The sequence below is a fragment of the Pseudomonas syringae CC1557 genome (assembly GCF_000452705.1).
In the GTDB taxonomy this organism is placed as follows: Bacteria; Pseudomonadota; Gammaproteobacteria; order Pseudomonadales; family Pseudomonadaceae; genus Aquipseudomonas; species Aquipseudomonas syringae_F.
In genome coordinates this window covers 5,403,903-5,423,510 of sequence record NZ_CP007014.1, presented here as the reverse complement: position 1 = coordinate 5,423,510, position 19,608 = coordinate 5,403,903, and the positions used below count along the sequence as shown (strand labels likewise).

Here is a 19,608-nt window from a genome sequence, read left to right as displayed (position 1 = left end):
TTCAGGTTAAAATGTTTCAGCTAGCCCTGCTCTAACCGGTTCCTGCCATTTTCCTTGGCTTTGTAGAGTGCCTGGTCGGCGCGCTTTATAGCGGTATCAGGGCGTTCGCCCGCGCGGAAGGCAGTCATCCCTATTGAGACGGTGATCGTTACTCGCTCACCCTTGAAGTGAAACGGGCACATCTCGACGGCGGCGCGCAGTTCGTTGACCAGTATCAATCCGGCTTCTGGAAGTGTTGCAGGCAGCAACATGACAAATTCTTCGCCACCGAAGCGGGCGAGGAAATCACCCGGGCGCAGGCGCTTTTTGAAGACGTTGGCGACAATTTTAAGCACTTTGTCGCCAGCCAGATGCCCGTAGCCATCGTTGATGCGCTTGAAGTGGTCGAGGTCGAGAATGCACACCAGCAGGCTGTTCTTTTCCTGCTGCCACTGCGCCATCTCATGCTCAAGGCGTTCGCCCCATGCAGCCCGGTTGGGCAGTTCGGTGAGCGGATCAACCAGCGCCTTCTGTCGCTGCTCTTCCAGGTGGGTCCTGAAACCCAATGCCTCCTGCTCCATGCTTGCCACTCGGGCCGACAGGCTTTGCAGGCGCGATGCGACCTCCTGCTCGCGGTTGTCGCGCTTGCGCTGGTAGTTATCCATGGTGCTGAGCAAGCCTTCGAGCCGGTTATCCAGTACCTGCTTGAGGCTGGTCAGGTCGGAAGCATCCTGAACGCTGCTTTGCAGCCCGCCCACTTGTTCGCGCAATTGCTCGTTCAAATCGCGAACCGCGGACTGGTCTTCGGCGTGATCCTCGCTGGCAGCCTGCAAATGGCTCTGGAAAGATTCGAGTCGCTCATTGAGCTGCTTGAGATAGCTGCCGAATTCCTGCTGACCGCCGTTATTGATCGCCAGCATCAAAACCGCCAGATCGTCGAGGATCGGCAGCAGTTCGTACCAGTTAAGCCCGTGTTTCAGACGTAACTGCATATCCTCGACCTGCGGACGAAAATGCTCGGACAACGTCAGGTCGTTGAGCAAGCCCAGCAGGGTTTCTTCAATGTGTGCAGCGACCGAGCTGTAACTCGGCTCCGGGGAGGAGGGCAGCGCATAACCGTCGTCGCCTTCTGTAGTTTCAGCTTCGGTATCGGGCTCTTCTTCTGCTTGTTCTGCTGCGACGACGACCGGTGCCGGTCTTTGCTGATAGGGCACGCTCGGTATGGGGGCCGCCATATCGGTGATGTCGACAGGCTCGACGTAGAGGTAAGCGTGTTCGGGCGTTGGCTCTGGAACGATGTCTGCGGTGATCGGCGTGGCAGGCGTAGTAGCCACTGAAGGTGCAGCTTCCACCGACGCGGTGGCTGCGACTGTATCGACTTCTGGAGCTGGCTCTGGTGCCGGGGCGGGTTCGATAACCGGATCAGTCTTCTCTTCAGGGGGCACTACTGGTGTCGGCGCCAGCGTTGGCCTTGGTGCTATCGGTGCTATCGGCGCTGGCGGCGTATCTGCCTCGGCAGCGGGTTCGGGCGGTTCATACGCGTTGTCGCGCTGCTCGTGCACGGGCGGTGGTATCTCGGCCGGAGCAGCTTCGGGCGCAGCCGTTTCAGGAGTATGCTCATCGCTGTGCGTCTCTCGCGAGCCGAACAGGCGTTGCAGCAGCCCTTGGCGGGGCCCTTCTTCGGGTTTTTCAATCTGGGTCAGGGCCTGGCCTTGCAGCCCGCTCAGCTCACTGAGCAGCACGGGCAGCTCGCGTGCGTGAGACGCCCGCTCTTCAAGGTCCTTGGCAAAGCGCTTGAGTGGTTTGCGCACTTCGCGTGGCAGCGGCAATGCCTGGAGCTGGGTGACCAGTGCGGTCAGTGCCGAGCTGATCTGCCCGGCGCGGACTTCACGGCGATGCTCGGAATCCAGTACCGCTTTTTCAAGGCGCGGGATCAGGGCTGCGAGGCCCGCGTCCATGTCGTCGGTGCGGACGATTTCGCGCATTTCCTTCATGCATTCGTCGACAGCCCGGTCAGAGCCCTCCGCCGCCAGGCTGCTGCGTACCAAACCGCGACGCAGCAAGTCGAGCCGCGCATCCCAGCGCTTTTCGAGCTTGTCCTGTTGCTCGATCCCTTTGAGGTATTTCTCTTTCCAACGCTCCGCGTCGTCGCTCATGCAAGGCTTCCACCAGAGGGCACAGGCAGTGAGTCACCCCGCAGTGAGTCAGGCAGGCGAATCTCGACAGCGACAGGCAGGTGATCGGAAATGGGTTGCGCCAGCACCTGCACGCGTTCGAGCGTCAGGGTCGGGCTGAGCAAAATGTGATCGAGGCAGCGTTGTGGCCGCCAGCTTGGAAAGGTCGCCTCTATCTGCGGGGCCAGAAGCCCGAGATCCCTTAGCGGCGAGTGCTCAAGCAGGTCATTGGCGTGGGTGTTCATGTCGCCCATGAGTACCTGATGGCGGTAGCCGCCGATCAGTTCGCGAATATAGGCGAGCTGTCGGGTTCGGGTCCGCGTGCCGAGGGCCAGGTGCATCATGACCACTACCAGCGCGTCCTCTCCTTCGCCGAAGCGCACGAGAATTGCACCGCGCCCGGCCGGGCCGGGCAGTGGGTGGTCCTCGATCTTGGTCGGCCGCAAACGGCTCAGCACGCCATTGCTGTGCTGCGCAAGGCGCCCGAGGTTGCGATTGAGCTGTTGATACCAGTACGGGAAACCGCCCAGCTGGGCAAGATGCTCGACCTGATTGACGAAGCCGGAGCGCACGCTCCCGCCGTCCACTTCCTGAAGCGCCACCAGATCGAAATCGTTGATCAGCTCGCCGATTTTCTGCAGGTTGCCTGCTCGCCCACCGTGCGGCAGCAAGTGCTGCCAGCTGCGCGTCAGGTAGTGATGGTAGCGTTGGGTACTTATACCCACCTGGATATTGAAACTGAGCAAACGCAGCCTGCCGTCTTCCGGCAAGCCGTTTTGCAGCAGATGATGTTCGTTGACCTGCGGATCATGCAGGCCAACGATACGCGGGCTGCCTTTGCCCCAGCGGCGCATGACGTGCGCTTACTTGGCGGCTGTGGCAGCCGCCCGCTCTTTGGCAATCAACTGGTTGGCAACTTCCAGGGTCTGTTCCGGACCGCCGGCAGAACCCAGGTCAAAGCGGTATTTGCCATTGACGATCATGGTTGGAACGCCAGTCACTTCGTACTTCTTGGCCAGTTCCTTGTACTGCGCGATCTTGCCCTTCACTGCGAAGGAATCGAAGGTCTTGAGGAAGTCGTCCTTGTTCACGCCCTGAGTGGCGACGAAATCGGCCATGTCGTTCTTGTCGGTCAGACGCTTGCCGCCTTTCTGGATGGCCTCGAATACCGCAGCGTGGACCTTGTGCTCTACACCCATGGTGTCGAGGGTGATGAACAGTTGGCCGTGGGCATCCCAAGGACCGCCGAACATGGCAGGGATACGTACGAAGTGCACATCGGACGGAAGTTTTTCAACCCACGGATTGATGGTTGGCTCAAACGCGTAGCAATGCGGGCAGCCATACCAGAACAGCTCGATTACTTCGATCTTGCCAGGCTCGGCTACAGGCACAGCGCTTTTCAGCTCGACGTATTGTTTGCCGGCTTCGATAGGCTCGGCGGCCTGGGCGGACATACCGAACAGACTGGCGGCAACCAGCGCGGCGCTGATGATCAGATTACGCATGCTTTACTCCTGAGCAGATTGAGTCGCCTTCAAGCGACGGTGTTTCGACCGAACGCGAAAGCCTGAGTTCGTTAGTGTAACGCTGAGGTTATAAAAATGGGTGGCCTTGGAAGGCCTTTTTGCTGAAGGAGTGAAGCAGGTCATGTCTGAATGTTCCAGTACGCCAGACAGAGCGGCCCGACACGGTGTGAGTGTGGGCCGGGTTGCAGGTGTGTCATCATAGGCTCACGCTTCCACACGAAACCGAAACTTCTTGCCGCACCCTTTGCAGGCAAGGCCTTCACCGGAAATCACATGCAACTCAAAAACCCTATTCTCGGTCTGTGCCAACAGGCCACGTTCATGCTCAGCGCCGCCAAGGTCGACCAATGCCCCGATGACGAAGGTTTTGAGGTCGCATTTGCCGGCCGCTCCAACGCTGGCAAGTCGAGCGCGCTGAACACCCTGACACACGCCAGTCTGGCGCGTACCTCCAAAACGCCGGGGCGTACCCAGTTGCTGAACTTCTTCGGCCTGGACGAGGATCGTCGTCTGGTCGACCTGCCGGGCTACGGCTATGCGAAAGTCCCCATCCCGCTGAAGCTGCACTGGCAGCGTCACCTGGAAGCTTACCTGGGCAGTCGCGAAAGTCTGAAAGGGCTGATTCTGATGATGGACATCCGTCATCCAATGACCGACTTCGACCTGTTGATGCTGGATTGGGCGATAGCCAGCAACATGCCGATGCACATTCTGCTGACCAAGGCCGACAAACTGACCTATGGCGCAGCCAAGAACACGCTGCTCAAGGTGCAGGCCGATATCCGCAAGGGCTGGGGCGACGCCGTCAGCATTCAGTTGTTCTCGGCCCCCAAGCGCATGGGGCTGGAAGAGGCCTATACCGTACTGGCCGACTGGATGGAACTGGAAGACAAGGCGCCTGCCGAGTAAATCGCAGGCAAAAAAAGACCCCGGACTTCGCATGGGGAGAAGGAAGTTCCGGGGCTTAAGGTCCAGACCTTAGGGTGGGGTCCGGATATATGCCAACACTTAACACAACATAGGAGCACGATGGATTTTTCAATCAATCGGAAACTCTGACTCCTGTCCAAATGGTTAAGTTCCAGCAATGAAGAAAAGTTCACCTTTCCTACAGTATTTGGCGAATCTGCTTACAAATTCGCCCTTTTTCACTCAATGTGCCTCGTCCCAATTGTTGCCCACACCCACTTCCACCAGCAGTGGCACGGCCAATTCTGCTGCCCCGCTCATGTGCGGACGGATCTGTTCGCTGATCTGATCAACCAGGTCTTCGCGCACTTCCAGCACCAGTTCATCGTGTACCTGCAGGATGACGCGCGCATCCAGCCCCGACTCATCCAGCCAGCCGTTCACCGCCACCATCGCTTTTTTGATGATGTCTGCGGCGGTGCCTTGCATTGGCGCGTTGATCGCCATGCGCTCCGCGCCCTTGCGCAGGGACGGGTTCTTGGCGTTGATGTCGGGCAGGTACAGGCGGCGACCGAAGATGGTTTCGACAAAGCCCTGCTCGGCGGCCTGGGCGCGGGTGCGCTCCATGTAGTCGAGTACGCCGGGGTAGCGAGCGAAGTACCGGTCTACGTAGGCCTGTGATTGCTTGCGGTCGACACCGATCTGTTTGGCCAGGCCGAACGCGCTCATGCCGTAGATCAGGCCGAAGTTGATCGCCTTGGCGCTGCGCCGCATGTCATTAGTGACGCCGTCCAGCTCGACGCCGAAGACTTCCGCCGCCGTCGCCCGGTGCACGTCCAGATCGTTGCGGAACGCGTGCAGCAAGCCTTCGTCCTTCGCCAGATGCGCCATGATCCGCAGTTCGATCTGCGAATAGTCCGCTGCCAGCAGTTTGTAACCCTTGGGCGCCACGAACGCCTGGCGGATGCGTCGGCCTTCAGCGGTACGAATCGGGATGTTCTGCAGGTTCGGATCACTGGAGGACAAACGGCCTGTCACCGCTACCGCCTGATGGTAAGAGGTATGGATGCGTCCGGTGCGCGGGTTGATCTGCTCGGGCAGACGGTCGGTGTACGTACTCTTGAGCTTGCTCATCGAGCGGTACTGCATCAGCACCTTGGGCAGCGGGAAATCCTGCTCGGCCAGTTCGGCCAGCACCGCTTCGGCAGTCGACGGCTGGCCGGTGGCGGTTTTGCTGAGGATCGGCATGCCGAGTTTTTCATAGAGAATCACCCCGAGCTGCTTGGGCGAGCCGAGGTTGAACTCTTCACCGGCAATGGCGAAGGCTTCGCGCTCCAGTGCGGTCATCTTGTCGCCCAGTTCAACGCTCTGGATGCCCAGCAGGTTGGCGTCGACCAGCGCGCCCTGGCGCTCGATACGGGCCAGTACGGGCACCAGCGGCATTTCGATATCGTTGAGCACCGGCTGCAAGGTCGGGATTGCCGCCAGACGCGCGTCGAAGACTTCATGCAGGCGCAGGGTCAGATCGGCTTCTTCAGCGGCATAGTTGCCCGCCTGCTCCAGGGCAATCTGGTCGAAGGTCAGCTGTTTGGCACCTTTGCCGGCGATGTCCTGAAAGTTTATCGGCGTGTGCGTCAGGTACTTGGCCACCAGACTGTCGCGGTCGTGACGCGTTGCAGTGGAATCGAGAACGTAGGATTCCAGAATGGTGTCGAACCTGACGCCCTGCAAATCGATGCCCTGCGTCTGATCGCCATCGACCGCGCAGTTGGCAAGCAGGTTGATGGCGAATTTGGCGTGCTGGCCGACCTTGATCTTGCCCGGGTCTTCCAGCAACGGTTTGAGCGTCTTGAGCACCGTGTCGCGGTCCAGCTGCTGGGGCACGCCCATGTACGAGTGAGTCAGCGGGATATAAGCCGCTTCGTGGGTCTGGATGGCGAAAGACAAACCGACCAGTTGTGCACGCTGGGCGTCGGTGCCGTTGCTCTGGGTGACGAAAGCAAAAAGCGGCGCCGCCTGAAGCTTTTTCAGCCAGGCATCGAACTGGGCTTGTTCAAGGATGACTTCATAGGCCGCTTCCTTTGCTGCGACTGTCGGTTCTTCAACCGCCAGTTCCTGTCCGGCACGCTTGGCGTCGCGTTGCAGGTCTTCGATCCAGCTCTTGAATTCCAGCTCGGCGTACAGCTCCATCAGCGTGTCGCGGTCCGGCTCGCCGCAGTGCAACTGATCCAGCTCGATGTCCAGAGGCACGTCGATCTTGATGGTTGCCAGTTCGTAGGACAGGAAAGCCATCTCGCGGTGTTCTTCGAGCTTGGCGGCCAGGGTCTTGGCGCCACGGATTGGCAGGGTCGCGACCTTGTCGAGGTTGTCGTAAAGCTCCTTTATCCCGCCGCCGACACCGACCAGCAGGCCGACGGCAGTTTTCTCACCGACGCCCGGCACGCCGGGAATGTTGTCAACCTTGTCGCCCATCAGCGCGAGGTAATCGATGATGTGCTCCGGGCCGACGCCGAATTTCTCTTTCACGCCCGCCACGTCGAGCACGCTGCCGGTCATGGTGTTGACCAGGGTGATATGCCCGTCGACCAACTGCGCCATGTCCTTGTCGCCAGTGGAAATGACCACTGGCCGATCCGCCGCCGCGCTGCTGCGCGCCAGGGTGCCGATCACGTCATCCGCTTCGACGCCTTCCACGCACAGGAATGGATAGCCCATGCCTTTGACGCAGGCATGCAGCAGATCGACCTGCACACGCAGATCGTCCGGCATGCTGGGCCGGTTGGCTTTATAGTCGGTGTACAACGCGTCACGGAACGTCCCGCCCTTGGCGTCGAAAACCACCGCGAGCGGGCTGTCCGGATACTGGCGGCGCAGGCTTTTGAGCATGTTCAGCACGCCTTTGACGGCGCCGGTCGGCAGCCCTTTGGACGTGGTCAGGGGGGGCAGTGCGTGGAAGGCACGGTAGAGGTAAGAAGAACCGTCTACCAGGACGAGCGGCGCTTGGGTCATGAGCAGAATCAACCTTTTCGGCGGGTGCGGCGCTAGAATGCGCGGACCATTGACGACAAAGGGACAAGGTTATCATGCGCAAGGTAAATCGACTCTTATTGACCGGCCTGTTGGCGCTTTGCCCTTTGCTCGCGGTTGCAGCAGAGGACTCACCCTCGGCGGCGCCGGACGTTACTATCCGCACCGACGGTGACAGAACCATTCAGGAATACCGTCAGAATGGTTTTTTGTATGCGGTCAAAATTACTCCGAAACACGGCAAACCCTATTTTCTGGTGCGCGCCGATGGTACAAGCCCCAACTTCATCCGTTCGGATCAACCGGACATGCTGATCCCGCAGTGGGAAATATTCAGCTGGTAGTTGTTATCCGGTAGCACCCTACATTCACTTTAATGGTTGGCAGTCCTGATATGTCCGTTTTTACCCCGCTGGCTCGGCCCGAGCTGGAAACATTTCTCGCCCCTTACGGGCTCGGCCGTCTGCTTGACTTTCAGGGCATTGCCGCTGGCAGTGAAAACACCAATTACTTCATCAGCCTGGAGCAGGGCGAGTTCGTCCTGACCCTGGTAGAGCGCGGTCCTGTTCAGGAAATGCCGTTCTTCATCGAGCTGCTTGATGTGCTGCATGAGGCCGATCTTCCGGTGCCTTATGCACTGCGTACCACCGACGGTCAGGCGCTGCGCGAGCTGGCAGGCAAACCGGCGCTTCTGCAGCCGCGCCTGCCGGGCAAGCACATCAGTGAGCCGAATACCCAACATTGCGTACAGATTGGCGAGTTGCTGGCCAATCTGCATTTGGCGACATGCGAGCAGATAGTCGAGCGCAAGACTGATCGCGGGCTGGACTGGATGTTGAGCGAGGGGCGGAATTTTCTGTCGCACCTGGGCGAGACCCAGCGGGCATTGCTTGCAGAAAGCCTTCAGGAAATCGAAGACCTCAAGCCGCAGATCATGGCGTTGCCGCGTGCCAACCTGCATGCTGACCTGTTTCGCGACAACGTGCTGTTTGAAGGCACACACCTTACCGGGCTGATCGACTTTTACAATGCCTGCTCCGGCCCGATGCTGTATGACCTGGCGATTGCCCTCAACGACTGGTGTTCCCGCGAAAACGGCGAGCTTGACGCCGTCCGCGCCCGCGCCTTGCTGGGCGCTTATGCAGGCCTGCGGCCCTTCACGGCTGCGGAATCGAAGCTCTGGGACACTATGCTGCGCATCGCCTGCGTGCGTTTCTGGCTGTCACGCCTGATCGCCGCCGAAACCTTCGCCGGGCAAGACGTGCTGATTCACGATCCCGTGGAGTTCGAACAGCGCCTGGCCCAGCGCCAGGAAGCGCGCATCGCACTGCCGTTTGCGCTCTGACTGATGCCTTTGGGCGTGCGGCTCGCGCTTCCTCGTTGACTATTGTGCCAATGCTTCGCGTTGGCACAATAGTCAGGACGAAAAGTGCCTGTGCTATCAAATACTGCTCAGGCAGCCCGTCAGATCATCAGCCAGTCTCTGCAATACCTGCTCGTAACCTTGCGCGGTTGGCGGAATGTAACCACCCAGCGCATCCAGTTCGGCCAGTTTGACCGGCAGCCCGGCGCTCAGGGTGTCTGCCAGGCGCGGGCGCAAAGGTGGCTCGCTGAATACGCAGGTCTTGCCCGCAGCTTTCAGGCGTTCCCGCATGGCGGCCACATGCTGCGCACCGGGCTGGATCTCGGCGGCGATGGCGAATACCCCGGCGTGCTTGAGCCCGTAAGCTTCTTCGAAATAATCGAACGCCTCGTGGAACACGAAGAAAGGTTTGCCTGCAACAGCGCTGACACGACCCTTGATTCGGGCGTCCAGCGCATCCAGACGCTTGCTGAACGCTTCGGCGTTACTGGCGTAGCGAGTCGCATTGGCCGGGTCCGCAGCGCTCAGATCAGCCGCCATTTTTGCTGCAATTACTCGCGCATTGACGGTCGACAGCCACAGATGCGAGTCCAGGCTGCCAGGCTGATGATTGTGATCATGTTCGTCTGCATCGTCGTCATGACCGTGGTCATCATGGGAGGCGTTGTCTTCACCGAAATGGCGCAAGTGCATGCCGGGCAGGGATTGCACGGCAACCGCCGGCAACTTGCGGCCTTGCAGGACTCGCGGCAGGAAGGCTTCCATGTCCGGGCCGATCCAGTAGAACAACGCTACTTCCCGCACACGCCGCACGTCGGATGGGCGTAGCGCATAGTTATGCGGTGAAGCGCCGGGCGGTAAAAGCACTTCGGGCTTACCGACGCCATCCTGTACAGCCGCCGCAATCAGCTGCAATGGCTTGATACTGGTCAACACGTTGACCTCGGCCTGAGCCGGGGCGATGAACAACAGACTGATCCACAGAACAGCAACAAGATTGAAAAGACGGCGCACTCGAATCACTCATATAAGCCAGGAACAGGTAACATAATAACGTCTCTAGCCAATATCGTCGCTGCTCATGCCCAATACTCCCCTGGCCAGTCGCCCCCATGATCACTCCCATTGCGTGCATTCGGCCCTCGCCGAAGCCGATGCGCTGTGCACAAAACAGGGGCTGCGCCTGACCACATTGCGCCGCCGCGTGCTGGAACTGGTCTGGCAAAGCCACAAACCGCTGGGTGCGTACGACATTCTGGCGGTGCTCAGTGAAGAGGATGGCCGCCGCGCCGCGCCGCCAACCGTCTACCGTGCACTGGATTTCCTGCTGGAAAACGGCCTGGTCCATCGGATCGCCTCGCTCAACGCCTTTACCGGCTGCAATCACCCGACCCACGCGCATCAGGGCCAGTTTCTGATCTGCCGTGTGTGTCATGCCGCTATCGAGTTGCAACATCCGGCTATCAGCGCGTCTGTGGTCGATGCTGCCACCGGAGTCGGCTTTGCGGTTGAAGGCCAGACCGTCGAGATCGTCGGCGTGTGCGCTGGCTGCAAGGCCGCCTGATGACGGATGCATTGATACGCCTGGAGCAGGTTGCCGTCACGCTGTCGGGGCAAAGTGTGCTGGATAACATTCAGCTCAGCGTCCGTCCCGGCGAAATCGTCACGCTGATCGGCCCCAATGGTGCAGGCAAAACTACCCTGGTGCGTGCGGTGCTGGGGCTGCTCAAGCCCGATTCAGGCACGGTATGGCGCAAACCCAGGCTGCGCGTCGGCTACATGCCGCAAAAACTGCACGTAGACCAGACTTTGCCGCTGTCGGTGCTGCGCTTTTTGCGTCTGGTGCCGGGCGTAGATCGGGCTGCCGCGCAATCTGCGCTGGAAGAAGTCGGCGCTGAAAAAGTCATCGACAGCCCGTTGCAGGGTATTTCCGGTGGCGAAATGCAGCGCGTCTTGCTGGCCCGCGCCCTGTTGCGCAAGCCTGAACTTCTGGTGCTCGACGAGCCGGTACAGGGCGTCGACGTGGCCGGGCAGGCCGAGTTGTACAGCCTGATCACGCGTCTGCGCGACCGTCACCAGTGCGGGGTATTGATGGTGTCCCACGATCTGCATCTGGTGATGAGCACAACCGATCAGGTGGTGTGCCTGAATCGCCATGTCTGCTGCTCTGGCCATCCCGAGCAGGTCAGCCATGATCCGGCGTTCGTCGAACTGTTCGGCAAGAATGCGCAGAGTCTGGCGATCTATCACCACAACCATGACCATGCCCACGATCTGCATGGCGCCGTGGTGAACGATACACCGGCTGCCCCTCACACTCACGTTCACGGAGACAGCTGCAAGCATGGCTGATTTTCTACTGTATGCCTTGCTCGCAGGCGTTGCGCTGGCCCTGGTGGCCGGTCCGCTCGGGTCCTTTGTGGTCTGGCGTCGCATGGCGTATTTCGGCGACACACTGTCCCACGCCGCACTGCTCGGCGTGGCGCTGGGCTTTTTGCTGGACGTCAGCCCGACCATTGCCGTGACCTGCGGCTGCCTGCTGCTGGCGGTGTTGCTGGTCACCCTGCAACAGCGTCAGCCATTGGCTTCGGACACACTGCTGGGGATTCTGGCACCGAGCACGCTGTCGCTCGGGCTGGTCGTGCTCAGCTTCATGCACGAAGTGCGAATCGACCTGATGGCTTATCTGTTCGGTGATCTGCTGGCGATCAGCCCGGCCGATCTTGCCTGGATTCTCGGCGGCAGCTCATTGGTGCTGGTGACCATCGTTGCGTTGTGGCGGCCGCTGCTGGCCATGACCGTGCATGAGGAATTGGCCCGCGTCGAAGGCCTGCCGGTCGCTGCACTGCGCATGGCGCTGATGCTGTTGATCGCGGTCGTGATCGCGGTGGCGATGAAAATTGTCGGTGTTTTGCTGATTACATCGCTGTTGATCATTCCGGCCGCTGCGGCACAGCGTCACGCCCGTTCACCGGAGCAGATGGCGGTCGGCGCAAGCCTGCTGGGCGTGACTGCGGTGTGTATCGGGCTATCATTGTCATGGTTCAAGGACACACCGGCCGGACCGTCTATAGTGGTATCCGCTGCGGCGTTGTTCTTGCTCAGCTTTGTTCTACCCAGGCGAGCGGTGTAGACTTGCTCGTTTTTTGCGCAAACTAGAGAATCGCAGGAATGAAGCCGTTCGCCCCACGCTATCTGCTGCTTGTCGCATTTTCCATCCTGTTGGGTGCCTGTCAGAGCGCGCCAACGGTCCAGACGCCTGCGTCCGAGGCTCAGCCTGATGCCTTTGCGCAGTTGGAACAGAACATCGCCGGCAATGAACTGGCAACTGCCGAGGATCAACTGGCGGCGTTGCAAGCAGCGAATGCCGACGACGCCCGGCTTGAGCCTCTCCAGCGTCGTCTCGCAGAAGCCTACCTGAGCCGCAGCCAGATCAGCCTGCAGAAGGGTGACATGAACGCTGCGGCCAGCGCATTGAGTCGCGCTCGCGCACTGATGCCCAAAGCGCCAGCGCTGACCAGCGGCGTCAATGGTGCGATTGCCCATGCACGCAAGGCAGAGCTGGAAAAAGCTGAAGCGGAATTGAGAGAGGCTGAGGCGAGAAGAGTGGCCAAGCTGGTTGATCCGTCTGCACCGAGTACCACAATCGACCTGAAAATCGGTGATATGCCTGCATTGCGTCGCCAACTGGATGACATTGCAGCGGATACCGTAGCGTTCAACTGTGACGTGCTGCTGGTGGTGCCGCGCACCGAAGATTACCCGTGGCTGGCCACATTGCTGACCAAACGGGTAATCAAGGCAAATCCGGATTTTGAACTGCAATTGCGTCGCGAAATCGAGCGCAATGAAAAAGCCCACATCATCCTGACGCCTGCCAAGCCCTGAGCCACGCTGTTGGAAGCGGACCCAGGGCGTCCAGAAAGGCGTTCCCACGCTGACGTGGGAACGATAGACAAGTAGCGTCAGATCAAGCTGGAACAGCCTTGGCTTTCACTTCACGGTCCCAGACACGGTGTTGTGCTATCGCGTCGAAGAAGGCTTCGAACGATTTGCTGTCGGACACCACCAGCAACCCGGCGTCTTCTTCAAGGCGCAGCAAGCTCAGCAAGTCTTTGGCTTCCCCGGCAACGGAGATGGCCTTGAGGTGCTTGTAGGCTTCCAGAATGAAGTGCAACGCAACGCCATCAGTGCTCAACGCTTTCACTGAATCAGCGCCGCCCGGCACGAACACTGCGTCGAACGCTACCGAAGGCAAGCCTTCAGCTGAAGCATCTACCGGCAGGCTTTTGCCATCAGCCGTCTTGACCGGTGCAGACGTCGGGCCTAGCACCTTGGCGTGTGCGCCTTTGGCCGTCAGTGCAGCTTTCATGGCTTCGACCGCTTTGCCGTCCACGCCATTGGCCACAAGAATGGCTACTTTGCGCGAAACAATGTCACCCGACAGCAGGTTGACCTGGCTCAGCGCTGGAGATTCTTTGACCGATGTCTCACGCACCGGCACGGTGCCTGCGGTCGGTGCCGGCAGACCCAGGTTGGCCGCCACACGGCTTGCCAGTTCCAGATCGATGTTGGCCAGAATCTCGTTGACCTGACGGGCACGGATGTACTCGCGCTCGACCTTGCCCAGCTCGAAGCTGTATGCCGCGATGATGTGCTCTTTCTCGTGATGGCTCATGCTCTGGAAGAACAGGGTGGCCTGGGAGAAATGATCGCCGAACGACTCGCTGCGCTCACGAACCTTGTGCGCTTCGACGCGCTCAGGGTACGTCTCGAAGCCGCCGTCTACCGCAGCTGCCGGCGTTTCTTTCGGCCAGCCGCCATCAATCGAGTTCGGCTCGTAGGAAGCACGGCCCTTGTCGATGGTGGTGCGATGCTGTGCGTCGCGCTGACCATTGTGGTTCGGCGCAATCGGACGGTTGATCGGGATCTCGTGGAAGTTCGGACCACCAAGGCGGCTGATCTGCGTGTCGGTGTAGGAGAACAGGCGGCCTTGCAGCAACGGATCGTTGGAGAAGTCGATACCCGGCACGATATGGCCAGGGCAGAAGGCAACCTGCTCGGTCTCGGCGAAGTAATTGTCCGGGTTGCGGTTCAGCACCATCTTGCCCAATGGTGTAACCGGCACCAGCTCTTCCGGGATGATCTTGGTCGGATCGAGCAGGTCGAAGTCGAACTTGTGCTCGTCTTCCTCGGCGACGATCTGCACGCCCAGTTCCCATTCCGGGTAGTCGCCCATCTCGATGGACTCCCACAGGTCACGGCGGTGGAAGTCGGTGTCCTTGCCGGCCAGCTTCTGCGCTTCGTCCCAAACCAGCGAGCACACGCCGAACTTGGGCTTCCAGTGGAATTTGACGAACGTGGATTTGCCTTCGGTGTTGATCAGGCGGAACGTGTGGATACCGAAGCCTTGCATGGTGCGCAGGCTTTTCGGGATTGCACGGTCGGACATGGTCCACAGCACCATGTGCGCGGATTCCGGCACCAGGGAGACGAAGTCCCAGAACGTGTCGTGAGCCGAGCCGCCGGTAGGGATTTCGTTGTGCGGTTCAGGCTTCACCGCGTGCACGAAGTCAGGAAACTTGATGGCATCCTGAATGAAGAAGACCGGCATGTTGTTGCCCACCAGGTCGAAGTTGCCTTCGTCGGTGTAGAACTTGACCGCAAAACCACGCACGTCACGCACGGTGTCGCCTGAGCCGCGTGGGCCCTGTACGGTGGAGAAACGCACGAAAACCGGGGTCTTCTTGCCCGGATCACGCAGGAAGCCTGCTTTACTCAGCGCGCCCTGGTCTTCATAAGTCTGGAAGTAACCATGTGCTGCGGTGCCGCGAGCATGGACGATGCGCTCTGGAATGCGCTCATGGTCAAAGTGCGTGATCTTTTCACGCATGATGAAGTCTTCCAGCAGCGACGGGCCGCGGCTGCCGACTTTCAGGGTGTTCTGGTTGTCGGCAATCTTGACGCCGTGGTTGGTGCGCAGCGCCTGGCTGGTGGCATCCGAGCGAAACTGCTCAAGGCTGTCCAGCTTGGCGTTGGTATTGCCCCGATCAAGTGTGTCGGTGCCTGCCATTTCGCTTTTGGGTGTTGGGGTAATGGGTGGTTTTTTCTCGCTAGCCATCAGAAACAACTCCTTATCTCGACCCAATCATTGAGTTGGGTTCGCTGAATTTGACTTCCCTGACGCAAGCGGGAAATCACGGTATCGAGAAAGTGACCGGTGACAGAATCAGCCGTTCAGTCCGATTCGACGGCTTTCGCCCCAACGGTCGGGTTATGCCCATTACACAGGTCTGCCTGCAAATAAATGCTAAGCACTGTGGTCCGGACAGGCTAAAATGCGCGCCCGGTTCAATCTGGCCGAGGTAACGAAGCAAGTGGAGCATGATCCACTGCGCTGATTCTTTAACGCGCCCCCACAAGGTTCGCTCCGTGATCGAGTTCCATAACGTCCACAAAACCTATCGGGTGGCAGGCCGGGAAATACCGGCATTGCACCCTACAAGCCTGCGCGTCGACGACGGCCAGGTGTTCGGCATCATTGGTCATTCCGGGGCTGGCAAAAGCACGCTGCTGCGGCTGATCAACCGTCTCGAAACCCCTAGCGGCGGACAGATCGTGGTTGACGGTGAAGATGTCACGGCGCTTGACGCCACGGGCTTGCGGCGCTTTCGCCAGCAGGTCGGGATGATCTTCCAGCACTTCAACCTGCTCGCGTCGAAAACCGTAGCCGATAACGTGGCCATGCCACTGACCCTCGCGGGCGACATGTCGCGCCAGCAGATCGATCAGCGGGTGGCCGAGTTGCTGGCACGGGTCGGGCTTTCCGATCACGCCAGAAAGTACCCGTCACAATTGTCTGGTGGTCAAAAGCAGCGCGTCGGCATTGCCCGCGCCCTGGCGACCAAACCGAAAATCCTGCTCTGCGACGAAGCCACCAGCGCACTGGACCCGCAGACCACTGCGTCGGTCCTGCAATTGCTGGCCGAGATCAACCGTGAGCTTAACCTGACCATTGTCCTCATCACTCACGAGATGGACGTGATTCGTCGCGTCTGTGATCGGGTGGCGGTCATGGACGCCGGTGTGATCGTCGAGCAGGGCAACGTCGCCGACGTGTTTCTGCACCCCGAACACGCCACGACCAAGCGCTTTGTGCAGGAAGACGACCAGATCGATGAAAACGAGCAACGTGACGATTTCGCCCACGTGCAGGGCCGTATCGTGCGTCTGACTTTTCAGGGCGAGGCGACTTACGCGCCGCTGCTGGGCACTGTGGCCCGGGAAACCGGTGTTGACTACAGCATCCTCGCGGGTCGCATCGACCGCATCAAGGACACTCCATACGGGCAACTGACGCTGGCGATCACCGGCGGTGACATGGAAGCCGCCTTTGCTCATTTCACCGCCGCCGATGTTCATATGGAGGTGCTGCGCTGATGGACGCTTTTCTGAACCTGTTCGCCAACGTCGACTGGTACGAAATCTGGGTTGCTACCGGGGACACGTTGATCATGCTCAGTGTTTCGCTGGGCTTCACCATCCTGTTCGGCCTGCCGCTGGGCGTGCTGATGTTTCTGACCTCGCCACGCCAATTGCTGGAGCACAAGCAGCTGTACGCCACGGTCGGGTTGATTGTGAACATGCTGCGCGCGCTGCCGTTCATCATTTTGCTGATCGTGATGATGCCGCTGACCGAAATCATCACCGGTACGTCGCTGGGGATTCTCGGCACCTTGCCGCCACTGATCGCAGGCGCCACGCCGTTCTTTGCCCGTCTGGTAGAGACTGCACTGCGTGAGGTCGATCGCGGCATCATCGAAGCCACGCAGGCCATGGGTGCCACTACCCGGCAGATCATCATCAAGGCACTGCTACCGGAGGCGCGGCCCGGCATTCTGGCGGCGATTACCGTGACGGCGATTGCGCTGGTGTCGTTCACGGCCATGGCCGGCGCGGTAGGTGCTGGCGGGCTGGGTGATCTGGCGATTCGTTATGGTTATCAGCGTTTCCAGAACGATGTGATGTTTGTGACGGTCGTATTGTTGCTGGTGCTGGTGCAGATACTCCAGACCATCGGCGACAGACTGGTCGCGCATTTCACTCATCGTTGATTGAATCAGCAGGCATCGGCCCGCCACTGGCGGGCCATAAGGAGTTGTTGCATGAAAAAGCTATTGGCCATATTTGCCGCTGTGACCGCGCTGTCCGCGCAGGCCAACGAAACCCTGACCGTCGCGGCCTCCGCCGTGCCGCACGCCGAGATCCTCGAATTCGTCAAACCGACCCTGGCGAAAGAAGGCGTAGACCTGAACATCAAGGTGTTCAATGACTATATTCAGCCGAACGCCCAAGTCGCCCAGAAGCGTATGGACGCGAACTTCTTTCAGCATCAGCCGTACCTGGATGAGTACAACAAGGGCAAGGGCACCGATCTGGTGGCCGTGGCCAAGGTTCACGTAGAGCCGTTCGGCGCCTATTCGGACAAAACCAAGACCCTTGCAGAGCTGCCGGATGGCGCCAATGTCGCGTTGCCGAATGACGCGACCAATGAAGGTCGTGCCCTGTTGCTGCTGCAGAAGGCGGGTCTGATTACGCTGACGGACCCGACCAATATCCTCTCGAAGCCTTCGGACGTTATCAACAATCCGAAAAACCTGAAATTCCGCGAGCTGGAAGCCGCCACGCTGCCACGCGTGCTGACACAGGTCGATCTGGCATTGATCAACACCAACTATGCCCTCAGCGCCGGGCTTGATCCGACCAAGGATGCGCTGATCATCGAAGGTCCTGATTCGCCTTACGCGAACATTCTGGTTGCCCGCCCGGACAACAAGGATTCGGACGCGATGAAAAAGCTGGTCGCAGCGCTGCAAAGCCCGGAAGTGAAAACCTTCCTGGCCGAGAAATACAAAGGCGCCGTGGTGCCTGCGTTCTGACCTGATCGCGCTGCTTTTGCGACGCGGAGCGTCGAGAAATGCGTTCCCACGCAGGAGCGTGCGGAACGATAAGCGTGTTGACATGCCCCCTATCGCTCCCACGCTCTGCGTGGTAGCGCCCTTCAGGAAGCGCGGCCTGGATGTGTGACGCAGAGCGTCACGAACTGCATTCCCACGCCGGAGCGTGCGGAACGATAGCCCAACACTCGGTGCATCTGCTGCGCCTGGACTACCGCCTTCGCGAACAAGTTCGCTCCTGCATTTCGTGGTTGGTGGTCACAGGAATCTGATGGGCCCTAATCCCTCTCCAGCAATCCCGGCAGCTCTCTGACCAGCTTCTGGTTGTTCAGCGGGGCGCGGATGAAGCCTCGCTGGGTGCCGTCCGGGCCGATCAGGGCCAGGTTGCCGCTGTGGTCGACGAAATAGTTTGGTTTGCTGGTGTCCGCTGGAATGAACGGGATGCTGACCGCGCTGGCCAGTTTCTGTAGTTCAGGCACGGGGGCGGTCAGGCCGATGAAGGTTTTGTCGAAATACCCCAGGTACTGTTTGAGCTGCTGCGGCGTGTCGCGGTTGGGGTCAACGCTGACCAGTACCACGCGCATCCGCTCGGCAGCGTCTTTGGGCAGCTCTCTTCTGATCTGCTTGATCTGCGCGAGTGTCGTAGGGCAGATGTCCGGGCAGAAGGTGTAGCCAAAGAACATCAGTGTCCATTTGTTCTTGAGTCCGTCGAGGGCCAGCGCCTCGCCATTCTGGTCAATCATGCTCAGTGCCGGCAGGGTGCGGCTTTGCGGCAACAGGATGATGCCCGCGTTATTGAGCGCCGCCTGATCCTGCGGCGCGCGGCCGGGCAGCAACTGGCTGGCGATCAGGCCGAGCAGGAGCGCCACAATGCCGGCGGCGATGAAAACGGTCTTCTGGATTCGGGTCATGGTTTCAATGCGAGGGTAGGGTCCGGCAATGATGTCCCATATCCGGGACGAGGCCTAGCGCTGCGTCACATCAAACAGGGTATACGCCAGCGTCAGGTGGGTGACGTCTTCGGGAAGGTCGCGATCCACGATGAAGCGCACCGGCATCTCGATACGCTCGCCCGGCTGCAGCGTTTGCTGGGTGAAGCAGAAACATTCGGTCTTGTGAAACCAGGACGCTGCCTTCCCCGGTGAAATCCCCGGTACAGCCTGGGCTCTCATTGGCTTGTCGGTAGGGTTCTGCGCGATGAAGATCATCTCGTTGACCGCACCGGGATGCACCTGCATCCGTTCCGCACGAGGGTAGAACGCCCAAGCCATACCCGCTGCGTTGCTGGACGTGAACTGCACCTCGATCTCACGCGACGTATCAACCTGTTGCGCCTGCTCGTAAGCATCGCCGGCTTTGTCGTGTCCGCTCACGGCCCAGCTCAGCAGATCCTTGAGCGGTGCCAGCGCGAAGCCGCAGGCGAACATGAATGCCAGCAGGAGCATCAAACGGATAACGAGCCGCCTGGGCGGAACGGGCTGGGTCATGGATGGCTCACTTTTACGTCTGGCAGCGTGCCGCGAAGGGGCTGGTCGGCATCAGAGTAGTCTGCTTACGAAAAGGCTGGGTACTTTGCAGGGGCCTGTCAGTCGTTATTGCTTGTCGACCACAGTCATAGGGTCAAAAAATGAGCAAACAGGTGTCTGATATAGCCGATCCATATAAATATG

General features: G+C 59.7%; 18 protein-coding genes. 10 read left to right on the top strand and 8 right to left on the bottom strand.

What is annotated here, in order from left to right:
• Positions 1-20 precede the first annotated feature (20 nt).
• From N018_RS23895 to N018_RS23885, 3 genes are read right to left on the bottom strand one after another with little or no spacing between them, the layout of a single operon-like run.
• A complete protein-coding gene (locus N018_RS23895; protein WP_025390912.1) occupies positions 21-2,135 on the bottom strand; it encodes a GGDEF domain-containing protein in 2,115 nt (704 codons plus the stop codon).
• Positions 2,132-3,007 carry an endonuclease/exonuclease/phosphatase family protein gene (locus N018_RS23890; RefSeq protein WP_024645117.1) on the bottom strand — a complete coding sequence of 292 codons (876 nt, stop codon included), beginning with the start codon at positions 3,005-3,007 and terminating at the stop codon, positions 2,132-2,134. Before N018_RS23890 ends, N018_RS23895 begins: the two co-directional genes overlap by 4 nt.
• A gap of 9 nt (positions 3,008-3,016) precedes the next feature.
• On the bottom strand, positions 3,017-3,661 hold the full coding sequence (locus N018_RS23885) for a thiol:disulfide interchange protein DsbA/DsbL (protein ID WP_024645118.1): 645 nt from the start codon (positions 3,659-3,661) through the stop codon (positions 3,017-3,019).
• A 294-nt stretch (positions 3,662-3,955) separates the two neighbouring features.
• Here N018_RS23885 and yihA point away from each other — a divergent pair, with 294 nt between their 5' ends.
• Entirely contained in the window at positions 3,956-4,591 is a 636-nt protein-coding gene (gene yihA / locus N018_RS23880; RefSeq protein WP_024645119.1) for a ribosome biogenesis GTP-binding protein YihA/YsxC, read from the top strand.
• A 243-nt stretch (positions 4,592-4,834) separates the two neighbouring features.
• Here yihA and polA read toward each other — a convergent pair whose 3' ends face one another.
• Entirely contained in the window at positions 4,835-7,600 is a 2,766-nt protein-coding gene (gene polA, locus N018_RS23875) for a DNA polymerase I (RefSeq protein WP_025390911.1), read from the bottom strand.
• Positions 7,601-7,674: 74 nt separating this feature from the next.
• On the opposite strand from polA, the gene N018_RS23870 reads away from it, so the two are divergent.
• Together N018_RS23870 and N018_RS23865 are read left to right on the top strand one after the other, a co-directional pair.
• A complete protein-coding gene (locus N018_RS23870) occupies positions 7,675-7,962 on the top strand; it encodes a DUF2782 domain-containing protein (protein ID WP_024645121.1) in 288 nt (95 codons plus the stop codon).
• 50 nt (positions 7,963-8,012) lie between these two features.
• Positions 8,013-8,963 (top strand): homoserine kinase, encoded by a 951-nt coding sequence (locus N018_RS23865; protein ID WP_025390910.1) that lies wholly within the window; start codon positions 8,013-8,015, stop codon positions 8,961-8,963.
• Between the two features lie 96 nt (positions 8,964-9,059).
• On the opposite strand, the gene znuA is transcribed toward N018_RS23865, so the two are convergent.
• Positions 9,060-9,995: a zinc ABC transporter substrate-binding protein ZnuA gene (gene znuA, locus N018_RS23860; protein WP_025390909.1), complete on the bottom strand. Its 936-nt coding sequence runs from the start codon at positions 9,993-9,995 to the stop codon at positions 9,060-9,062.
• Between the two features lie 67 nt (positions 9,996-10,062).
• Between znuA and N018_RS23855 the strand changes: the two genes are divergently transcribed.
• From N018_RS23855 to N018_RS23840, 4 genes are read left to right on the top strand one after another with little or no spacing between them, the layout of a single operon-like run.
• Positions 10,063-10,545 (top strand): Fur family transcriptional regulator, encoded by a 483-nt coding sequence (locus N018_RS23855; protein WP_025390908.1) that lies wholly within the window; start codon positions 10,063-10,065, stop codon positions 10,543-10,545.
• Positions 10,545-11,333 (top strand): zinc ABC transporter ATP-binding protein ZnuC, encoded by a 789-nt coding sequence (gene znuC, locus N018_RS23850; RefSeq protein WP_024645125.1) that lies wholly within the window; start codon positions 10,545-10,547, stop codon positions 11,331-11,333. Before N018_RS23855 ends, znuC begins: the two co-directional genes overlap by 1 nt.
• Positions 11,326-12,114, top strand: a complete 789-nt coding sequence (znuB, locus tag N018_RS23845) for a zinc ABC transporter permease subunit ZnuB (RefSeq protein ID WP_024645126.1) — start codon at positions 11,326-11,328, stop codon at positions 12,112-12,114. The genes znuC and znuB overlap by 8 nt, the downstream gene beginning before the upstream one ends.
• A 38-nt stretch (positions 12,115-12,152) precedes the next feature.
• The gene (locus N018_RS23840; protein WP_024645127.1) at positions 12,153-12,869 is read left to right on the top strand and encodes a PA5502 family lipoprotein; all 717 of its coding nucleotides are present in this window, start codon (positions 12,153-12,155) and stop codon (positions 12,867-12,869) included.
• Positions 12,870-12,951: 82 nt separating this feature from the next.
• Here N018_RS23840 and katE read toward each other — a convergent pair whose 3' ends face one another.
• Positions 12,952-15,102, bottom strand: coding sequence for a catalase HPII (katE, locus tag N018_RS23835; protein WP_025390907.1), 2,151 nt, complete (start codon positions 15,100-15,102; stop codon positions 12,952-12,954).
• 311 nt (positions 15,103-15,413) lie between these two features.
• Here katE and N018_RS23830 point away from each other — a divergent pair, with 311 nt between their 5' ends.
• The 3 genes from N018_RS23830 to N018_RS23820 are packed head-to-tail and all read left to right on the top strand — an operon-like array spanning position 15,414 to position 17,920.
• On the top strand, positions 15,414-16,421 hold the full coding sequence (locus tag N018_RS23830) for a methionine ABC transporter ATP-binding protein (protein WP_024645129.1): 1,008 nt from the start codon (positions 15,414-15,416) through the stop codon (positions 16,419-16,421).
• Positions 16,421-17,095 (top strand): methionine ABC transporter permease, encoded by a 675-nt coding sequence (locus N018_RS23825; protein ID WP_007248166.1) that lies wholly within the window; start codon positions 16,421-16,423, stop codon positions 17,093-17,095. The genes N018_RS23830 and N018_RS23825 overlap by 1 nt, the downstream gene beginning before the upstream one ends.
• A gap of 51 nt (positions 17,096-17,146) precedes the next feature.
• Positions 17,147-17,920, top strand: a complete 774-nt coding sequence (locus N018_RS23820) for a MetQ/NlpA family ABC transporter substrate-binding protein (RefSeq protein ID WP_024645130.1) — start codon at positions 17,147-17,149, stop codon at positions 17,918-17,920.
• 296 nt (positions 17,921-18,216) lie between these two features.
• Here N018_RS23820 and N018_RS23815 read toward each other — a convergent pair whose 3' ends face one another.
• Positions 18,217-18,849, bottom strand: a complete 633-nt coding sequence (locus tag N018_RS23815) for an SCO family protein (RefSeq protein WP_025390906.1) — start codon at positions 18,847-18,849, stop codon at positions 18,217-18,219.
• A gap of 54 nt (positions 18,850-18,903) precedes the next feature.
• On the bottom strand, positions 18,904-19,425 hold the full coding sequence (locus N018_RS23810; RefSeq protein ID WP_025390905.1) for a cytochrome c oxidase assembly protein: 522 nt from the start codon (positions 19,423-19,425) through the stop codon (positions 18,904-18,906).
• Positions 19,426-19,608: the final 183 nt, after the last annotated feature.

Coding starts and splice junctions, on each gene's coding strand:
- N018_RS23895 (WP_025390912.1), bottom strand. CDS start 2,135: ATGAGCGACGACGCGGAGCGTTGGAAAGAGAAATACCTCAAAGGGATC.
- N018_RS23890 (WP_024645117.1), bottom strand. CDS start 3,007: ATGCGCCGCTGGGGCAAAGGCAGCCCGCGTATCGTTGGCCTGCATGAT.
- N018_RS23885 (WP_024645118.1), bottom strand. CDS start 3,661: ATGCGTAATCTGATCATCAGCGCCGCGCTGGTTGCCGCCAGTCTGTTC.
- yihA (WP_024645119.1), top strand. CDS start 3,956: ATGCAACTCAAAAACCCTATTCTCGGTCTGTGCCAACAGGCCACGTTC.
- polA (WP_025390911.1), bottom strand. CDS start 7,600: ATGACCCAAGCGCCGCTCGTCCTGGTAGACGGTTCTTCTTACCTCTAC.
- N018_RS23870 (WP_024645121.1), top strand. CDS start 7,675: ATGCGCAAGGTAAATCGACTCTTATTGACCGGCCTGTTGGCGCTTTGC.
- N018_RS23865 (WP_025390910.1), top strand. CDS start 8,013: ATGTCCGTTTTTACCCCGCTGGCTCGGCCCGAGCTGGAAACATTTCTC.
- N018_RS23855 (WP_025390908.1), top strand. CDS start 10,063: ATGCCCAATACTCCCCTGGCCAGTCGCCCCCATGATCACTCCCATTGC.
- znuC (WP_024645125.1), top strand. CDS start 10,545: ATGACGGATGCATTGATACGCCTGGAGCAGGTTGCCGTCACGCTGTCG.
- znuB (WP_024645126.1), top strand. CDS start 11,326: ATGGCTGATTTTCTACTGTATGCCTTGCTCGCAGGCGTTGCGCTGGCC.
- N018_RS23840 (WP_024645127.1), top strand. CDS start 12,153: ATGAAGCCGTTCGCCCCACGCTATCTGCTGCTTGTCGCATTTTCCATC.
- katE (WP_025390907.1), bottom strand. CDS start 15,102: ATGGCTAGCGAGAAAAAACCACCCATTACCCCAACACCCAAAAGCGAA.
- N018_RS23825 (WP_007248166.1), top strand. CDS start 16,421: ATGGACGCTTTTCTGAACCTGTTCGCCAACGTCGACTGGTACGAAATC.
- N018_RS23820 (WP_024645130.1), top strand. CDS start 17,147: ATGAAAAAGCTATTGGCCATATTTGCCGCTGTGACCGCGCTGTCCGCG.
- N018_RS23815 (WP_025390906.1), bottom strand. CDS start 18,849: ATGACCCGAATCCAGAAGACCGTTTTCATCGCCGCCGGCATTGTGGCG.
- N018_RS23810 (WP_025390905.1), bottom strand. CDS start 19,425: ATGACCCAGCCCGTTCCGCCCAGGCGGCTCGTTATCCGTTTGATGCTC.